The 16,518-nt window shown below is 70.5% G+C and carries 13 protein-coding genes; 9 read left to right on the top strand and 4 right to left on the bottom strand.

What is annotated here, in order from left to right; all coding sequences use genetic code 11:
- Positions 1–10 precede the first annotated feature (10 nt).
- Complete coding sequence (gene bioB / locus SD455_RS06300) at positions 11–1,258, bottom strand: biotin synthase BioB (RefSeq protein ID WP_445507563.1); 1,248 nt, start codon at positions 1,256–1,258, stop codon at positions 11–13.
- 251 nt (positions 1,259–1,509) lie between these two features.
- Here bioB and SD455_RS06295 point away from each other — a divergent pair, with 251 nt between their 5' ends.
- The 6 genes from SD455_RS06295 to SD455_RS06270 all read left to right on the top strand — a co-directional run bounded on the left by SD455_RS06295 (position 1,510) and on the right by SD455_RS06270 (position 8,523).
- Complete coding sequence (locus SD455_RS06295; protein WP_445507562.1) at positions 1,510–2,409, top strand: MurR/RpiR family transcriptional regulator; 900 nt, start codon at positions 1,510–1,512, stop codon at positions 2,407–2,409.
- 112 nt (positions 2,410–2,521) lie between these two features.
- The gene (locus SD455_RS06290; RefSeq protein WP_085437807.1) at positions 2,522–3,802 is read left to right on the top strand and encodes an extracellular solute-binding protein; all 1,281 of its coding nucleotides are present in this window, start codon (positions 2,522–2,524) and stop codon (positions 3,800–3,802) included.
- Positions 3,803–3,811: 9 nt separating this feature from the next.
- Positions 3,812–4,837 carry a carbohydrate ABC transporter permease gene (locus SD455_RS06285; protein ID WP_445507561.1) on the top strand — a complete coding sequence of 342 codons (1,026 nt, stop codon included), beginning with the start codon at positions 3,812–3,814 and terminating at the stop codon, positions 4,835–4,837.
- A complete protein-coding gene (locus SD455_RS06280) occupies positions 4,834–5,670 on the top strand; it encodes a carbohydrate ABC transporter permease (RefSeq protein WP_070159178.1) in 837 nt (278 codons plus the stop codon). The genes SD455_RS06285 and SD455_RS06280 overlap by 4 nt, the downstream gene beginning before the upstream one ends.
- On the top strand, positions 5,667–7,160 hold the full coding sequence (locus SD455_RS06275) for a glycoside hydrolase family 3 N-terminal domain-containing protein (protein ID WP_445507560.1): 1,494 nt from the start codon (positions 5,667–5,669) through the stop codon (positions 7,158–7,160). Before SD455_RS06280 ends, SD455_RS06275 begins: the two co-directional genes overlap by 4 nt.
- Positions 7,161–7,200: 40 nt before the next feature.
- Positions 7,201–8,523, top strand: coding sequence for a deoxyguanosinetriphosphate triphosphohydrolase (locus SD455_RS06270; protein WP_070161681.1), 1,323 nt, complete (start codon positions 7,201–7,203; stop codon positions 8,521–8,523).
- A gap of 10 nt (positions 8,524–8,533) precedes the next feature.
- On the opposite strand, the gene SD455_RS06265 is transcribed toward SD455_RS06270, so the two are convergent.
- Positions 8,534–8,932 carry a VOC family protein gene (locus tag SD455_RS06265; protein ID WP_070161679.1) on the bottom strand — a complete coding sequence of 133 codons (399 nt, stop codon included), beginning with the start codon at positions 8,930–8,932 and terminating at the stop codon, positions 8,534–8,536.
- 125 nt (positions 8,933–9,057) lie between these two features.
- On the opposite strand from SD455_RS06265, the gene SD455_RS06260 reads away from it, so the two are divergent.
- The gene (locus SD455_RS06260; protein WP_070161677.1) at positions 9,058–9,672 is read left to right on the top strand and encodes a rhodanese-like domain-containing protein; all 615 of its coding nucleotides are present in this window, start codon (positions 9,058–9,060) and stop codon (positions 9,670–9,672) included.
- Between the two features lie 41 nt (positions 9,673–9,713).
- On the opposite strand, the gene SD455_RS06255 is transcribed toward SD455_RS06260, so the two are convergent.
- Both SD455_RS06255 and SD455_RS06250 read right to left on the bottom strand, forming a co-directional pair.
- A complete protein-coding gene (locus tag SD455_RS06255; RefSeq protein ID WP_445507559.1) occupies positions 9,714–10,292 on the bottom strand; it encodes an aminoacyl-tRNA deacylase in 579 nt (192 codons plus the stop codon).
- 48 nt (positions 10,293–10,340) lie between these two features.
- Complete coding sequence (locus SD455_RS06250; RefSeq protein ID WP_085437854.1) at positions 10,341–11,135, bottom strand: SAM-dependent methyltransferase; 795 nt, start codon at positions 11,133–11,135, stop codon at positions 10,341–10,343.
- A 153-nt stretch (positions 11,136–11,288) separates the two neighbouring features.
- Here SD455_RS06250 and dnaG point away from each other — a divergent pair, with 153 nt between their 5' ends.
- Entirely contained in the window at positions 11,289–13,373 is a 2,085-nt protein-coding gene (dnaG, locus tag SD455_RS06245) for a DNA primase (RefSeq protein WP_445507558.1), read from the top strand.
- A gap of 447 nt (positions 13,374–13,820) precedes the next feature.
- The gene (locus tag SD455_RS06240) at positions 13,821–16,499 is read left to right on the top strand and encodes a phosphoenolpyruvate carboxylase (RefSeq protein ID WP_445507557.1); all 2,679 of its coding nucleotides are present in this window, start codon (positions 13,821–13,823) and stop codon (positions 16,497–16,499) included.
- Positions 16,500–16,518 lie beyond the last annotated feature (19 nt).

Below are 16,518 nucleotides of genomic sequence, written 5' to 3'. Positions count from 1 at the left end.
GCGCGCCGGTTCAGGCGTTGGGCGCCACATCGGTGCCGGCGCCACGGCGGCGGATCGCGGGTGTCGCAGCGGGTGCCGGAGCAGGTGCCGTTGCGGAGTCGGTCGGGGCTGCTGACGGGGTCGGCGGCGGTGAGGTGGCAGGACGTGCCGTCTCGGCTCGCGGAGCAGGTGCCGTCGAGCGGTCAGCGGCAGGGGAGGCCGGGGATGCTGTGGAGGCCGGGGAGCCGTCGGCGCCGATCACGGTGAACCCGGCGTCGCGGATCATCGTCAGGTCGTCGGCGGCGCCCTGGCCCTCGGAGGTGAGGTAGTCGCCCAGGAACAGGGAGTTCGCCACCTCCAGGGCGAGGGGCTGCAGGCTGCGCAGGTGCATCTCGCGGCCGGCGGCGATCCGGATCTCCTTGTCCGGGCATATCATGCGGGCGACGGCGAGGATCCTCAGGCAGGCCAGCGGGGTCAGCTCCCACCGGCCTTCCAGCGGCGTGCCGTCGAAGGGCATGAGGAAGTTCACCGGCACGGAGTCCGCGTCGAGGTCCCGCAGTGCGGCCAGCGCCTCGACGAGCTGCTCGTCGCTCTCGCCCATGCCGACGATCAGCCCCGAGCAGGGGGAGAGGCCGGCGTCGACGGCGCGGCCGACGGTCTCCACCCGGTCGTCGTAGCCGTGGGTGCTGCAGATCTCCGGGTAGTGCGAGCGGGCGGTGTTGAGATTGTGGTTGTAGGCGTCGACGCCGCAGCTGCCCAGTCGCTCGGCCTGCCCTTCCTTGAGCAGGCCCAGACAGGCACACACCTCGACGTCGGGGTGGTCGGACTTCAACCGAGTGACGATGCTGCCCACTCTGTCGACGTCCCGATCGGTGGGTCCGGTGCCGGAGGCCACCAGGCACACGCGGCGTGCGCCGGCGGCGATTCCGTGTGAGGCCTGGGCCACGGCCTCCTCGGGCTTGAGCCACGTGTACTTGAGGATCTCCGCACCGGTGCCGAGCCGCTGGGAGCAGTAGGTGCAGTCCTCGGGGCACAGGCCCGTCCTGAGGCTGACCAGGTAGTTGACCTTCACCGTGGCGCCGAAGTGCTGCCGGCGGAGTCGAGAGGCGGCGGCCACCAGGCGGAAGGTGGCGTCGTCGGGGGTGCGGAGCAGCTCCAGGCACTCGTGGTCGGTGAGGCGGCCTCCGCCGAGGAGGCGCTCGGCGAGGAGCTCTGGGTATGCCGCTGCGCACTGCTCCTGCGGCAGCGGGTCGGTGGGGGCTGAGGTGGTGTGCGGCATGGCTCTCCTGTCATTTGAACACTGTTCAAAACCTGGCGCACGTGCAGTGTAGACCATGGGGGACCGCCTGTTGCAGGAGATGTCGCATCGCGGAGCGTGACAGAGCGTGAAGGAGCGGCCGGGCGGCTGGTGAGGGGGCAGGCCCTCGGCCCAGCTCAGCCGCCGGTGCGTGAAGAGTTTACTGAGGCTGGTCACATCGCGAGAATGACTTTCAGGCCCGGTGGGGCGCGGGGGCAGGCCGAAGGAGGCGGATGATGGCGGGAGAAGATCTGTTCGTGCAGCTGCGGCGCAGCGTGCCGGGGCTCTCGAAGACCGAACGGCGGATCGCGGAGGTCGTCATCGCCGAGCCGCAGATCGTGATCGGGTCCACCATCACGCAGCTGGGTCGGCACTGCGGCACGTCGGCGGCCACCGTCGCCCGCTTCTGCCGGTCCGTGGGGTTCGGCGGGTATCCGGAGTTCCGGCTGGCGGTGGCCTCGTCGGTCAGTCGTGACGAGGCAGCGCGGGACCTGTTCCGCGTGGACGACATCGAGATCCGCGACGACGACTCCGCAGCCGACGTCGTCACCAAGGTCGCCTATCAGGAGGCGCGCGCCGTCGAGGAGACGGCCCGCCATCTCGACACCGTCGTGCTGGACCGGGTCGTCGACGTGCTGCGGGGTGCGCCGCGCATCATCGTGTGCGGCGTCGGGGCCAGCGGACTGGCGGCTCGAGACCTGCAGATGAAGCTGCAGCGACTGGGGCGGCCGGTCTGGTCATTCGAGGATGTGCATCTGGGGCTGGCCTTCGCCGTCCAGTGCGAGCCGGGCGACGTCGTCATCGGCTTCTCCCATGCGGGCCAGACCCACGAGACGGTGGAGATGATCCGCGCCGCAGGCGAGCGGGGCGCGACGACGGTGGCGGTCACCAATGCTCCGGCGTCCTCGGTGGCGGAGGCCGCCGAGCATGTCCTGGCCACCACCGTGCGGGAGTCCGCATTCCGCGCGGGGGCCATGTCCAGCCGCAGCGCACAGCTGGCCGTCGTGGACTTCCTGGTGGTCCGGCTCCTGCAGGGCGACTACGACGCCGGGCGCGAACGGCTGGAGCGGACCTTCGAGGTGGTGCGCGGACACAGGGATCCGGCCCCGCGCGGGCGCCCGATCCGATCGTGACCAGACTGATGGCCGATCGCGGGTGAAAAGACATTGCATTCAGCTCCGTGGACGTGGTTATAGTTTCCGAACCGGCGATGTGGCCGGTGTCACACCTGATGATGGAGCTGCTATGCGTGCGCGAACAGTGATGGCCGCCGTGCTGGGGACGTCGGTGGTCGCCGTCTCCGCCTGCGGCGGGGGAGACGCGGAGGGAGACGGTGAGACCGCCGGAAGCCTCGACGTCTGGATCATGCAGGGGACAAACCCGGACGCCGAGTCCTTCTTCGAGGAGGTCTCCGAGGCCTTCGAGGAGGAGACCGGAGCCGAGCTCAACGTCGAGTTCGTGCAGTGGGCCGACGCCCACGACCGATTCGTCACCTCGATCGCCGGCGGGACCACGCCCGACGTCGCCGAGACCGGCACCACCTGGACCGCGGAGTTCGCCGACGCCGGCGCACTGGCCCCGCTGGACGACTACGTGGCCGACGCCGGGCTTGCAGACGACCTCGTCGAAGGACTGGTGGAGGCCGGCACCTACGAGGACTCGCTGCATGGCATGCCCTGGTATGCGGGGGTCCGTTCGATCCTCTACCGGGCGGACATCTTCGAGGAGCTGGACCTGGAGGCCCCCACCACCTGGGAGGAGGTCGTAGAGGTGGCCGAGGCGGTGCAGGTGGAGCATCCCGAGATGAACGCGTTCGGGGTGCCCGGGAACGCGGAGATGACCGTCTACCCCTGGATCTGGGGTGCGGGCGGAGAGGTCGCCACCCTCGAGGGCGAGGAGTGGACCTCGCACATGGACAGCCCCGAGTCGATCGAGGGGATCGAGTTCCTCACCGGCCTGCAGACCGAGCACGGCTTCTCCTCTGAAGGGGCGACCACCTGGACCGAGGTGGACCTGCTCGACAGCTTCGTGGCCGGAGAGACCGTCATGGGCGTGATGGGGTCCTGGACTCCGGCCACCATCCTGGAGCAAGAACCGGACCTGGAGGGCGCCATCGCCGCCGCCCCGATCCCGGGTCGCGACGGCGGCATCGCCGACAGCGTCCTGGGCGGTTCGCACCTGTCCATGTTCGAAACCGCCGAGGACAAGGACCTGGCCTGGACGTTCATCGAGATGATGACCACTGGAGAGTTCGCCGAGCAGTGGGGCGAGGCCAGCGGGTACTTCCCCGGACAGGTCTCCCTGCTCGACGCCGTCATGGAGTCCGAGGACGAGCTCGTCGCCCCCTTCGCCACCCAGTTCGTCGAGGGAGGAGGAACCCTGCCGGTGACTCCGCGGTTCGGCGCGGTGCAGGCGCAGGAGACCACCAATGCGGCCATCCAGTCCATCCTGGCCGGGAATGCGGACGCGGCGGAGGCCATGGAGGCCGCCGCGGAGGAGATGACCGACCTGCTCAACCAGGAGTAGACCGCCTCCATGACCGCACCTGTCACCCCGACGCCGCCCCGCGCCGCGGATCCCCACCAGGGGCGCGGGGCCGGACGGACCCCGGGGCGATGGGGCGGCGTCGCGGCGTTCCCCAGCCCGGTCCGAGGGGCTGCCCGCCGTGCGCGGGTGCGCCGGGCGGCCCGCCCCTGGCTGCTGCTCGCCCCTGCGCTGGTGGTCCTGGCGGGCCTGCTGCTGTGGCCCCTGATCCGGGTGGTGCTGTTCTCGCTGCAGGACTACGGGCTGCCGCAGATCGTCTCCGGGGAGCCGAACTGGACCGGCCTGGGCAACTACACGGAGCTGTTCTCCTCGCAGCGGCTCTGGCGCATCGTGCTGCCCAACACGCTGATCTTCGCGGTGCTGGCCGTGACGCTGACCGTCGCCCTGGGCACTGCGGTGGCGGTGCTCATGAGCCGACTCGGCCGGTTCTGGCGGCTGGTGGTGGGCTCGGCGATCATGGTGGCCTGGGCCATGCCGGCCGTCTCCGGCACCTATGTGTGGGTCTGGATCTTCGACGCCGACCGCGGCATCTTCAACAGTGTGCTGATCAGCCTGGGCCTGCTGGAAGGCCCAGTGAACTGGTTCACCGGCCGGGTGTCCTTCTATGCGATCGCGCTGCTGAACATCGTGCACTCCGGCTTTCCGTTCGTCGCCGTGACCGTCCTCGCCGCGCTGCTCGGGGTCCCACGCGAGATGCTCGAGGCCGCCGAGATCGACGGCGCCGGCGCGTGGCGGCGGTTCTGGCTGATCATCGTGCCCACCCTGCGACAGGTCTTCACGGTGGTGATCATCCTCTCCACCATCTGGGACTTCAAGGTCTTCGCCCAGATCTATCTGATGCCCGGGGGATCCGGGTCCAACCGGGAGGTCCTCAACCTGGGGGTGTGGTCCTATGTGGAGTCCTTCGGACAGAACCGCTACGGATTCGGGGCGGCCATCGCCGTCGTGCTCACGCTGGTGCTGATCGTCATCACGGTCATCTATGTGAGGGCGCTGATGCGGGAGGACGAGCTGTGAGGCCCCGGCTGTCTCGGCGGGTCGGGGCCGCCGCGCTCAAGGCGTCCCTGGTGGTGGTGCTGCTGACCTTCACGCTGTTCCCGGTGTGGTGGATGGTCTCCAGCGCCTTCGAATCCAGCCCGGCGCGGCGGACCAGTCTGCTGATCGAAGAGTTCACCCTGGACCACTTCGCCTATGTGCTCTCCGACGGCGGCTTCAGCCTGTTCCTCCGAAACTCCATGCTGGTGGCGCTGGCCACGGTGCTGATCAGCGCGGTGCTGGCGCTGCTGGCCTCGGTCGCGGTGGCGCGGTTCCGGTTCCGGCTGCGCACCCAGCTGCTGATGATGATCCTGATCGTGCAGATGGTGCCGCTGGAGGCCTTGGTCATCCCGCTGTTCGTGCAGGTCCGGGATCTCGGGCTGCTCAATATGATGCTGGGGCTGATCGTGGTCTATGTGGCGCTGTCCGTGCCGTTCGGCATCTGGATGCTGCGCGGGTTCGTGGCCGCCATCCCGGTGGAGCTGGAGGAGGCGGCCTACCTCGACGGCGCCAGCTGGGGACGTATGTTCCGTTCGGTCCTGCTGCCGCTGACCCTGCCCGGACTCGTGGCCACCAGCATCTTCTCCTTCATCATCGCGTGGAACGAGTTCCTGCTGGCCATGACGCTGCTGGGCGGAGCCACGGACCAGTACACGGTCTCCATCGGGCTGCGGCAGTTCTTCGGCGAGCACTCCAACGAATGGGGCGCGATCATGGCCGCCTCCACGGTGATGACGGTGCCGGTGATGATCTTCTTCATCCTGGTGCAGGGACGGATCTCCGGCGGGCTGGTCTCCGGGGCGGTGAAAGGGTGAGTGATCCCGGACTGCGCCGACTGGTGGACTCCGTGCTCTGGCCGGGATTCCTGGGCACCGGCACCCCGGACTGGGTGCGGCGCCGCTGCGAGGACGGACTGGCCGGCGTCGTGCTCTTCGCGGGGAACCTCGGTGAGGAACTCGGAGGGGATGCTCTGGACCTGCCCGAGGGGTGCCTGGTGGGGATCGATGAGGAGGGCGGGACGGTGACCCGCCTGGACGCGGCGCGAGGGTCCCGAGAGCTGGGCGCGGCCCAGCTGGGCTCCCTCGACGACGTCGAGCTGACCCGCGCCATCGCGCGCAGGCTGGCCGTGCGCTCCGCCGGGGTCGGCGCGAACGTGGTGCTGGGACCGGTGGCCGACGTGAACACCGACCCGCGCAATCCGGTGATCGGCACCCGCTCCTTCGGGGCGGAGCCGCAGCTGGTCAGCCGGCATGTGGCCGCCGCCGTCAGAGGGATCCACGACGTCGGCGCGGCCTGTGCGCCCAAACATTTCCCCGGCCATGGGGACACCGACACTGACACCCATGTGGGACTGACGGTCTCCCGTGCCGCGCTCGCCGACCAGGCGGAGGTGCATCTGGCGCCGTTCGCCGCAGCGGTCGCGGCCGGGGCCCGCATGATCATGACGGCCCATCTGGTGGTCCCCGGCTGGAGCCGACAGCCGGCCACCGCGTCCCCGGACGTGCTCGCCCAACTGCGGGACATGGGCTTCGCCGGGGCCATCGTCAGTGACGCCCTGGACATGGGTGCGATGCGGGCGAGCTTCGGCGGCCAGGCTCCGGTGGTCGCTCTCGCCGCGGGCTGTGACCTGTTGTGCCTGGGCAACCCGGCGAACCCGGGCTCCTCCGGCGATGCCGAGGCAGACCTGCTCGCGGCCGAGGATGCCGTCCTGGCTGCACTGGCCGACGGCACGTTGCCGAGTCGGCGCCTCGAGGAGGCGGCGGGCCGGGTGACCGACCTGGCGCAGCAGGTGGGCGGGCCCTCGGAGATCGCCGCGTCCCCAGCCGCCGTCCCCGGCTCGGCGCTCGCGCACGCCGTGGCGGCCACGACGCGCACCGGCACATGTGCGCCGATGCCCGGGCCGCGTCTGGTGCTCGACGGGCGGGGTGCGGCCAACCGGGCAGCCGGCCGGTCGGCGCCGCAGGCTGGTGACCTTCTGGCCCGCGGGGGAGACGTGCGGGCGGCGGATCGTGCCGCCGTCGTCGTCGCCTCACCTGTGCGCCCGGGAGACGGGTGCGGATCCATCCCGGACGGCGCGCCGGTGGTGATCCTGGTGGACCGGCTCAGCAGTCCGGAGCAGAGGGCGCTGCTGCAGGACCTCGCCGCGACGGTCGGTCCGGATCGGGCCGCGGTGGTGGACCTCGGGGCGCCGCCGCCGGAAGGGCACGGCGGCGCGGGGCTGCCGGTGCTCCACGTCAGAGCCTCCAGCCGGCTGGCCGTCGAAGCGGCGGACGACCTGCTGGCCCGTGGATGGCGGGCGTCCTGATGTGGCGCCCGCCCGGCGAGCCTGCTCTAAGCTGGAAGGCATGTCTGTGCAGAACGTCGAACGGGTCGAGGCGGGCTATGCCGCCCTGCGTCCGGGCTACCTCCCCGCCGATGAGGCCAGGTGGGTCCCGGAGCACGGCAAATCCGTCTACCGGTCCTCCTTCGAACGGGACCGGGCCCGGCTGCTGCACTCTTCGGCGCTACGGCGCCTCGGCGCGAAGACCCAGGTGGTCTCGCCCGACGCCGACGACTTCGCACGCACCCGGCTGACCCACTCCCTGGAGGTCGCCCAGGTGGGTCGTGACCTTGGTCGGATGCTGGGCTGCGATCCCGACGTCGTCGACGCCGCCTGCCTGTCGCACGACTTGGGCCACCCACCGTTCGGGCACAACGGCGAGAACGTGCTCAACGAGCTCATGGGGGACGCCGGCGGTTTCGAGGGCAACGCCCAGACGCTGCGGCTGCTGACCCGGCTGGAGACCAAACGGTTCCACCCGGACGGCCGCTCCGCAGGATTGAACCTGACACGGGCCTCCCTCGACGCCGCAGTGAAGTACCCGTGGCGCCAGCACGAGGCGCCCCTGAAGCCGGATGGGACACGCAGCCAGAAGTTCGGCGCCTATGAGGATGACGTCGACGTCTTCCGGTGGATCCGCCAGGGGGTGGAGGGCCGACGACAGTCCATGGAGGCCCAGGTGATGGACGCCGCCGATGACATCGCCTACTCCGTCCATGATGTGGAGGACGGCATCTTCTCCGGCCAGTTCCAGCTGCGCTTCCTGGAGGTGCCGCTGCAGCGCAAGCGCGTGGTGCAGGTGACCAAGGAGTGGTACCTGCCGCAGACCGAGGAGGATCGGATCGAGGAGGCCTTCGACCGCCTCGCCGCCACGGAGGGCTGGGTGCGGGAGTCGGACGGCTCACGGCGCTCCCTGGCCGCGCTGAAGAACATGACCAGCGAGCTGATCGGGCGGTTCTGCGGTGCCATCTACTCCGCCACTCGTGAGGCTCACGGGGACCACCCGCTGGTCCGCCACGAGGCGGATCTGGTGGTGCCCGAGGAGACCCTGGTGGAGATCTCCGCCATGAAGGGCCTGGCTGCGGCCTACATCATGACCTCCGAGCAGCAGAAGCCGGTCTATCTGCGGCAGCGCGAGGTGCTCGAAGGGCTGGTGGGTCTGCTCTCCGAGACTGAGGACCGCTACCTGGAGCCCATGTTCAAGCAGGACTGGCGGGAAGCCGCCGACGACACGGCCCGCCGACGCGTGATCGTCGACCAGATCGCCTCCCTGACCGACGGGGCCGCCCTGGAGTGGTACTACGCCCTGGTGCAGGGCAAGCCGTTCACCAACCGGCTCTTCGGCTGAACGGGCCGGTTCAGGGGGCCGCGGCCTCCTCTTCGGAGCGCAGCACGCAGAACTGATGGCCCTCCGGATCGGCGAAGACCACCCAGCCGGAGCCTGGGCCATGGATCCCGCGACGGTCCGCCACCTCCACCGCGCCCAACGCGCGGACCCTCTCGATCTCCGCGTCGCGTCCGCCCTGACGCGGACGCAGGTCCAGATGGGCCCGCGGGGTTCGGGAAGCGTCGACCTCGTCGACCTCGAGGAACAGCAGACGGTGCCCGGTGACGGGGTCGACGATCATGCAGTGGTCGTGGCCCGGCTTGTTGGGGTCCCCGGGGACGTCGGTGTAGTCCAGCAGCCGTTTCCACCATTCGGAGAGCGCGTAGGCGTCTGTGCAGGAGAACGTGGTGTGGGAGACGAAACAGGTCATGGAGGCAGGCTAGGGCCCGCACGCGAGCGGGGGAAGGTCGGTAGACTCGGAAGCTGCGCGGGGTGCCGCACATGGCGCCCGCCTATGATGCCCGCACGTCCCCGATACGTCATGGTGGAGACCCGATGGCCGACCAGAACACCCTGACCCTGCTCAGCGCCGAGGAGCTGCGCCGCATGATCGACGACGGCGCCGACCCTGTGCTGATCGACGTGCGCACGCCGGCGGAGCATCGCAGCGCACACCTCCTTGGGTCCCTGCTGGTGCCTGACGAGCTGGTGAGCCGCGAGGCCCAGCGGTTGGCCGACGCGCTCGCCGCCGTCGACCGCCCCGTGGTGCTGCTCTGTCAGGCCGGGCCTCGGTCCCAGCAGGCGCAGCAGGCGCTGAGCGCGGCCGGGCTGACGGACTCTCGGGTTCTCTCCGGCGGACTGAACGCCTACCGGGCGACGGTCGGAGACGACGCCGTCGAGGTCGGCGAGGGCCCCTGGGCGATGGAGCGGCAGGTGCGGATGGCGGCCGGTTCGCTGGTGCTGGCGGGCCTGCTCGGCGGCCGTCTGCTGAGCCCCAAGGCTCGGGTGGTCTCCGGCGCCATCGCCTCAGGGCTCGTCTTCTCGGCGGCCACCAACACCTGCGGGATGGCGAAGGCGCTCGCCCGGATGCCCTGGAACCAGAGTCCGCAGGGGCCCGTCCGGATCGAGGACGTGCTGCAGGAGATCGAGGCGGTCGGCGCTCCCGCCTGACCCGCCTGATCCGCCTGATCGATCGGACCTGGCGGCACCCTTCAGGCGCGCTGGGGAGACCGAGTGATGTCTGCTGTGACGACGTCGTAGGCGGCGAACAGCGTCGCGGAGTCCACGAAGAGGCTCAGCCCCGGTGCACCCGCGCCCATGGCGATGCGCCCGCTGATGGATTCGTCGGCATAGATCGGCCAGCGCGTGCCGTCTGCGGCCGCCGCTCCGAAGGGCGTGATGGTGCCCGGGCGGTACCCCGTGGCCTCCACCGCCTCCTCGGGGGCGGTCATGGACATCTTCTTCATCCCGGCGAGCCGACGCAGCCTCGCCCAGTCGACCTGGCGGTCTCCGGGGATCAGCGCCAGCACATAGGTGTGGTCGCGGGCAGTCTGGGTGACCTTGGCCCTGGCCACCAGGGTCTTGACGATCTGACGTGGTTCGACCCCGATGGTCGCCGCGGCCTCCTCCAGGGACTGTGCCGGTCCGCGGGACACGAGCTCGACGTCCACCCCGTGGGCCTCGGCGTCGGCGAGCAGCCTGTCCACGGAGGTACGCTCGGCTGCGGAGAGCCCGACGGCGGCGTCGAGGGCCGGCAGGCGGGGGCCGGGCTGATCGGTGGTCTTCTCCATGGTCTGATCAACCCGGCCGGACGCGAGGGGATTCCCGGGGTCGAGGGATCAGGCGGCGGCCAGCACCAGAGTTGCGAAGCCCATGTGGCCGTGGTGCCCGCGAAGCCAGGCACGTCGGCCGGCGTCGAGCCTGTCGCGCAGCTCACCGGCCTGCGGGTGGTCCGGGTTCTCCAGCAGCCACAGCTCCTGGTTGCGCGTCATGCCGCATTCGAAGTGGTTCCACTCGTCGTCGGTGGCCTCATGCAGGTCCAGCAGGCGCCAGCCCGCTCCGGCAGCGGCTTCGACGACGTCGGGCAGCAGCTGGCTGTCAGCCGCAGAGGCGCCCTCCCACATGTGGTCGAAGCGGTCCTGGCTGGGCACCTGGGTCCAGTGGTCTACGCCGAAGAGCAGACGGCCGCCGTGGACGGTCAGCGCCCGCAGCCGCTGGAGCGCCTCCGCCGGTGAACCGCCCAGCGCATGCCAGGCCCCGAGGCAGATCACGGCCTCGGTCGGGTCGGTGAGCTCCTCCGTGAGCTCGCCGGCGTCCTGGACGCGCAGCTCCACGCGGTCCTGCACGCCCAGCTGCCGGGCACGCTCCTGCCCGCGGACGATGTCCATCTCCTCAAGGTCCACGCCGATGCCGTGGCTGCCTGGCAGCGCCATCACGGTGCGGAGCAGCTGCTCGGCCCAGCCGCAGCCGACGTCGAGCACGGTGCGCGGCGATACCTCGGTGAGCTCAGCGATGAGCTGCTCGGATCGGGCCACGCTCATGGGGGAGCCGAAGGTCAGGTCCAGCCCGTTGACGGGAGGCGGGGAGGCCCCGACGGCGGGGTCCTGCGAGCTCTGCGTCTCAGTACCAGTCATGAGGGCCGACCCTAGCCTGGCCTGGGGCGACAGGGAACCCTCGGTCTGTCGTGGGATCTGGGCTGCTCGCGCGAGCTGCGCGCCGCCGGGTCCCCGCAGTCCGCCTGTGGAAGGCCCAATCCAGGATTTGCTCGAACTGGCTAGAGTTGACGTGTGGCCGGACTGATCAAGCGTGAAGACATCGACGCCGTGCGCGAGCGTGTCGACCTGCGTGAGGTCGTCGAGCAGTACGTGACCCTCAAGGGAGCCGGCATCGGCTCCTGGAAGGGCCTGTGTCCGTTCCACGACGAGCGCACGCCGAGCTTCCACATCCGCCCGCACGTGGGCACCTACCACTGCTTCGGCTGCGGGGAGTCCGGCGACGTCATCGCCTTCCTGATGGCCATGGAGCACACCTCCTTCCAGGAGACGGTGGAGCGGCTCGCCCATAAGGCCGGCATCACGCTGCGCTATGAGGACGGCGGGACGGGCCCCACCAAGCAGGAGATCGGCCGGCGGCAGCGGCTGCTGGACGCCCACAAGATCGCCGACGAGTTCTTCCAGGCCCAGCTGCAGAGCCCGGAGGCGCAGATCGGGCGTGACTTCCTCACCGGGCGTGGCTTCACCCGGGAGCATGCTGAGCAGTTCAGCGTGGGATTCGCGCCGAAGAGCTGGGACGCGCTGCTGAAACACCTGCGCTCCAAGGGCTTCCGCGATGACGAGGAGCTGCGCCTCACCGGCTTGTTCTCCGAAGGCAACCGGGGCCTCTACGACCGTTTCCGGGGCCGACTGATCTGGCCCATCCGGGACATGACCGGCAACACCGTGGGGTTCGGCGGGCGTCGGCTCTTCGAGGACGACAAGGGGCCCAAGTACCTGAACTCCCCGGAGACCCAGATCTACAAGAAGTCCCAGGTGCTCTACGGCATCGAGATGGCCAAGCGGAACATCGCCAAGAAGCGCGAGCTGGTCGTCGTGGAGGGCTATACGGATGTCATGGCCTGCCATGTGGCCGGCGTGGACACCGCGGTGGCCACCTGCGGCACCGCCTTCGGGGAGGGGCACGTGAAGATCTCCCGGCGGCTGCTCTCCGACGACGGCGGTGGGGGAGAGGTCATCTTCACCTTCGACGGCGACGAGGCCGGGCAGGCGGCGGCGCTGAAGGCCTTCAAAGAGGACCACATGTTCCTGGCGCGCACCTTCATCGCCGTCGGGCCCGAGGGCATGGACCCCTGCGACGTGCGCCAGCATCGCGGCGACGAAGCGGTGGAGGAGCTCATCCGCTCCCGCCGTCCACTGTTCGAGTTCGCCATTCGCGCGGGCATGAAGGACTACGACCTCTCCACGGTGGAGGGGCGGGTGGGGGCGCTGCGCTATGCGGCCCCCGTGGTGGCCAGCATCAAGGACTCGGCCCTGCGTCCCGCCTACACCCGCGAGCTGGCGGGGTGGCTCGGCATGGACATGGACGAGGTCTCCCGGGCGGTGAGCCGGTCCCACGGCCAGGCGCCCCAGATGGGCGGGGGACCACGGCGTCGGCAGCAGAGACCCGACGACGGCGGTGGCGAGCGAGTGCGCCGGCCGGATGCGCGTCGGCCGGGCGTGAGTCGGGCCGAGCCGCATCGTACGGCATCCCGACAGCAGGGCCCCCCGGAGGGCGGGCCCGAGACCTCGTGGGACGTACCTGAGGACGTCTACGTGGATGGCCCCCCGCCCGAAGCCTTCGGTCCCGAGGGCCACGGTGGCGCCGTGGCCGGGCAGGGCTCTGAGCCGCAGGGCCAGCACTTCCCCCGCCCGGACACCCGAGACCCGGCGGTCATGATGGAGCGGCAGGCTCTCGAAGTGATCCTGCAGCACCCCACGCGTCTGACCGCGGAGCAGTGGGAGGAGATCTTCACCGTCCGGTTCACCGCGCCGGCCCACGCGGCCGTCCATGCGGGGATCCGCAGTGCGGCCGCCTCCGCCACCGACCCCCGCAACTGGGTCAGCGCGGTCAGCGACGAGGTGCCGCAGCCGCTGCGCTCGCTGGTGGGGGAACTGGCCGTGGCTCAGCTCCCGGCTCGCACCGAGGATGATGTGGAGGTCTACTGCCAGTCGATCCTCAACCGTCTGGTGGAGCTGCAGATCACGCACCAGAAGGCCGACCTGCTGGGCCGGCTCCAGCGGATGGACCCGACGGACGACCCCGAGGAGTACCAGCGGCTGAACCGGGAGGTCATGGAGCTGGAGCGGCGTCGTCGTGCTCTGCGCGCTGAGGAGTGAGGGCTCTGCGCGCTGAGGAGTGAGGGCTCTCGAGGTCGATGTGAGCGAGATGTGAGGGCGGTCTGGCAGAGTCGGATCCGTCCGAGGCAGAGCGGACAGGCGATCGGACTCCCGACTCCGGACGGCGTCTCTGCGGTGGCGCCGACTCTGGGCCCTTCGGGGGAGCCTCCGGTCTCCGCCTCCGCGTCCGGCCGGCGATCACTCCTGTGCGCTGGCCCGACGCCGACGGGCGCTCGGCCGCCACAGGGGTGCGGCGGTCGGGCGCCCGATGAGGGGCCTGGAGGCGTCGTCGACGTCTCGGCATGTGACCAATCCCGTGCTCCAGATCTCATCGAGTCATGCCCTCTTGGTAACGTGGAGGACGTTTCTGCGTGACGACGGGGTCGCGCGGACCTCCACCATGTACCCCTCGCGGAGCCTCTCCGCGGCCAGACAGAGGAGATTCGCATGCCCCATCAGTCCATCGCGCCTGCGCACGCCCGCATCGCCGCCACGCATGAGATCCCCGAGGCCATGCGCCGGGACGTCGGCCTGCTCGGCGAGTTGCTGGGGCAGGTCCTCACCGAGTACGGCTCCGCAGGACTTCTGGAGGACGTCGAGGCGCTGCGCGAGCTGACCATCGCCGCCCTGGAGGACCCCGACGGCGCCATCCTCGCCCAGGCCGAGGAACTCGTGGCGTCCTTCTCCGCGGACCGCGCCAAGGAGGTCGCCCGGGCCTTCACCTGCTACTTCCTGCTGGCGAACCTCGCCGAGGAGCAGCACCGGATCCGCACGCTGCGTGCTCGCGACGGTGAGATCCCCCTGCAGGACCAGCAGCCGGCGGACTCCGTCGCCGCGGCCTTCGCCCACCTCCGGGACGAGGTCGGCCAGGAGGAGGCGGAGCGGCGCCTGAAGGAGCTGCGCTTCCACCCGGTGCTGACCGCGCACCCCACGGAGGCGCGGCGCAATGCCATCGCCGCCTCCGTGCGCCGCGTCGGCCAGTTGCTGGACGACCGGGACGACCCCCGCATGGGCACCGGCGCTCTGGCCCAGAACCGCCGCGAGCTGCTCGAGGAGATCGACAACATGTGGCGCACCGCCCAGCTGCGGGTCTCCAGCCCGTCTCCGCTGGACGAAGTCCGCACCGCCCTGTCCGTCTTCGACTCCTCGTTCTCGAAGGTCTTCACCCAGGCGTACCGCCGGATGGACGACTGGCTGCAGGGTGAGGCCGGCGGCACGGAGGCGCCGAAGGCTCCTGCGTTCATCCGCCTGGGCTCCTGGATCGGCGGGGATCGGGACGGCAACCCCAATGTGACTGCCTCGATCACCCGCGCCGCCGTCGCCCAGGCCGCCGACCGTGTCCTGGGCGACTTGGAGGCCCGGGCCCGCACCGTCGGGCTCGCCCTGACCCTCGACGACCGCTACACCCCGCCCAGCGACGGTCTGACCGCCCTGTGGGGTCGCCAGCGGCAGCTCTCCGAGGAGCTCACCGACCAGGCCGTCCAGCACTCCCCGCGAGAGCCGCACCGTCAGGTGCTGCTCGCGGTCGCCGGGCGGCTGGCCGCCACCCGAGCCCGCGATGCCGACCTGTCCTATGAGTCGCCGCAGGAGCTGGTCGCCGACCTGAAGGTGGTGCAGGATTCTCTGGCAGCCGGTGGGGCCAAGCGTGCGGCCTACGGCGATCTGCAGGAGCTGATCTGGCAGGTGGAGACCTTCGGCTTCCACCTGGCCGAGCTGGAGGTGCGCCAGCACTCCAAGGTGCATTCGCAGACGCTGGCCTGGCTTCAGGACCCGGAGGGAGTCGAGAAGACGGCGGTGCCCGGGGAGGAGGTCATCGAGACCTTCCGGGCGATCGCCTCGGTGCAGCAGCGCTTCGGCGTCGACGCCTGCCGCCGGTACATCGTCTCCTTCACCCAGTCCGCGCAGAACCTCGCCGACGTGTACACCTTGGCGGAGAAGGCCCTGGGTGGAGCGGAGCACGCACCGGTGCTGGACGTCATCCCGCTGTTCGAGACCTACGAGGACCTGCAGAACGCGCCGAGGATCCTTCAGGAGATGCTGCAGAACCCGGCCGTGCAGCGCCGCCTGGAGCAGACCGGGCGTCGCCTGGAGGTCATGCTCGGCTATTCCGACTCCGCCAAGGACGTGGGGCCGGTCGCGGCCACCCTGGCGCTGTACGAGGCGCAGGAGAAGATCGCGGCCTGGGCGGTGGAGAACGGCATCACGCTGACCCAGTTCCACGGCCGCGGTGGGGCGCTGGGCCGCGGCGGTGGCCCTGCCAATCGTGCGATCCTCGCCCAGCCGCCGCATTCGGTGGACCTGCGCTTCAAGGTCACCGAGCAGGGCGAGGTGATCTCCGCCCGCTACGGCAACCCGGAGATCGCGCTGCGCCACATCGAGCAGGTCGCCGCCGCCACGCTGATGGCCTCCGCGCCGTCCACGGAGCGGCGCAACGCGGAGGCCGCCCGTCGCTTCGCGCCGCTGGCCCAGCAGATGGACGCGGTCTCCCGGGAGCGGTTCCACGGCCTGGTCGACGCCGAGGGCTTCGCCCCGTGGTTCGCGCAGGTGACCCCGCAGGACGAGGTCGGCCTGCTGGCCATCGGCTCGCGTCCGGCCAAGCGGGGGCTCTCGGTGGAGTCTCTGGAGGACCTGCGGGCCATCCCGTGGAACTTCGCCTGGGCGCAGGCGCGCATCAACCTCACCGGCTGGTACGGGCTGGGCTCGGCCCTGGAGGCGGTGGGCGACCTGGATCAGCTGCGCTCCGCCTATGCCGACTGGCCGCTGTTCCGGGCGCTGATCGACAACATCGAGATGTCGCTGGCCAAGACGGACCGGCGCATCGCTGAGCGGTACCTGCGGCTCGGCGACCGTCAGGATCTCGCGGAGCTCGTCCTCGAGGAGCTGGATCTGACCACCAAGTGGGTGCTGGCCATCACCGACCAGTCCCGCCTGCTGGAGGACCACCGCGTGCTCGGGCGTGCCGTGGAGCTGCGGAACCCGTATGTGGATGCGCTCTCCCTGCTGCAGCTGCGCGCGCTGCAGGCGCTGCGGACCCAGGACCACGACGGCGCCGACGTCGATGACCCCCGGAACCTTCTGCTCATCACGCTCAAGGGTGTGGCCGCCGGCCTGCAGAACACCGGCTGATCCGCCGGGTCCGTCCGGC

It is taken from the genome of Nesterenkonia sp. K-15-9-6 (assembly GCF_052656005.1).
The sequence above is the reverse complement of the archived record's forward strand: the minus strand, read 5'-3'. Positions and strand labels throughout refer to the sequence as shown.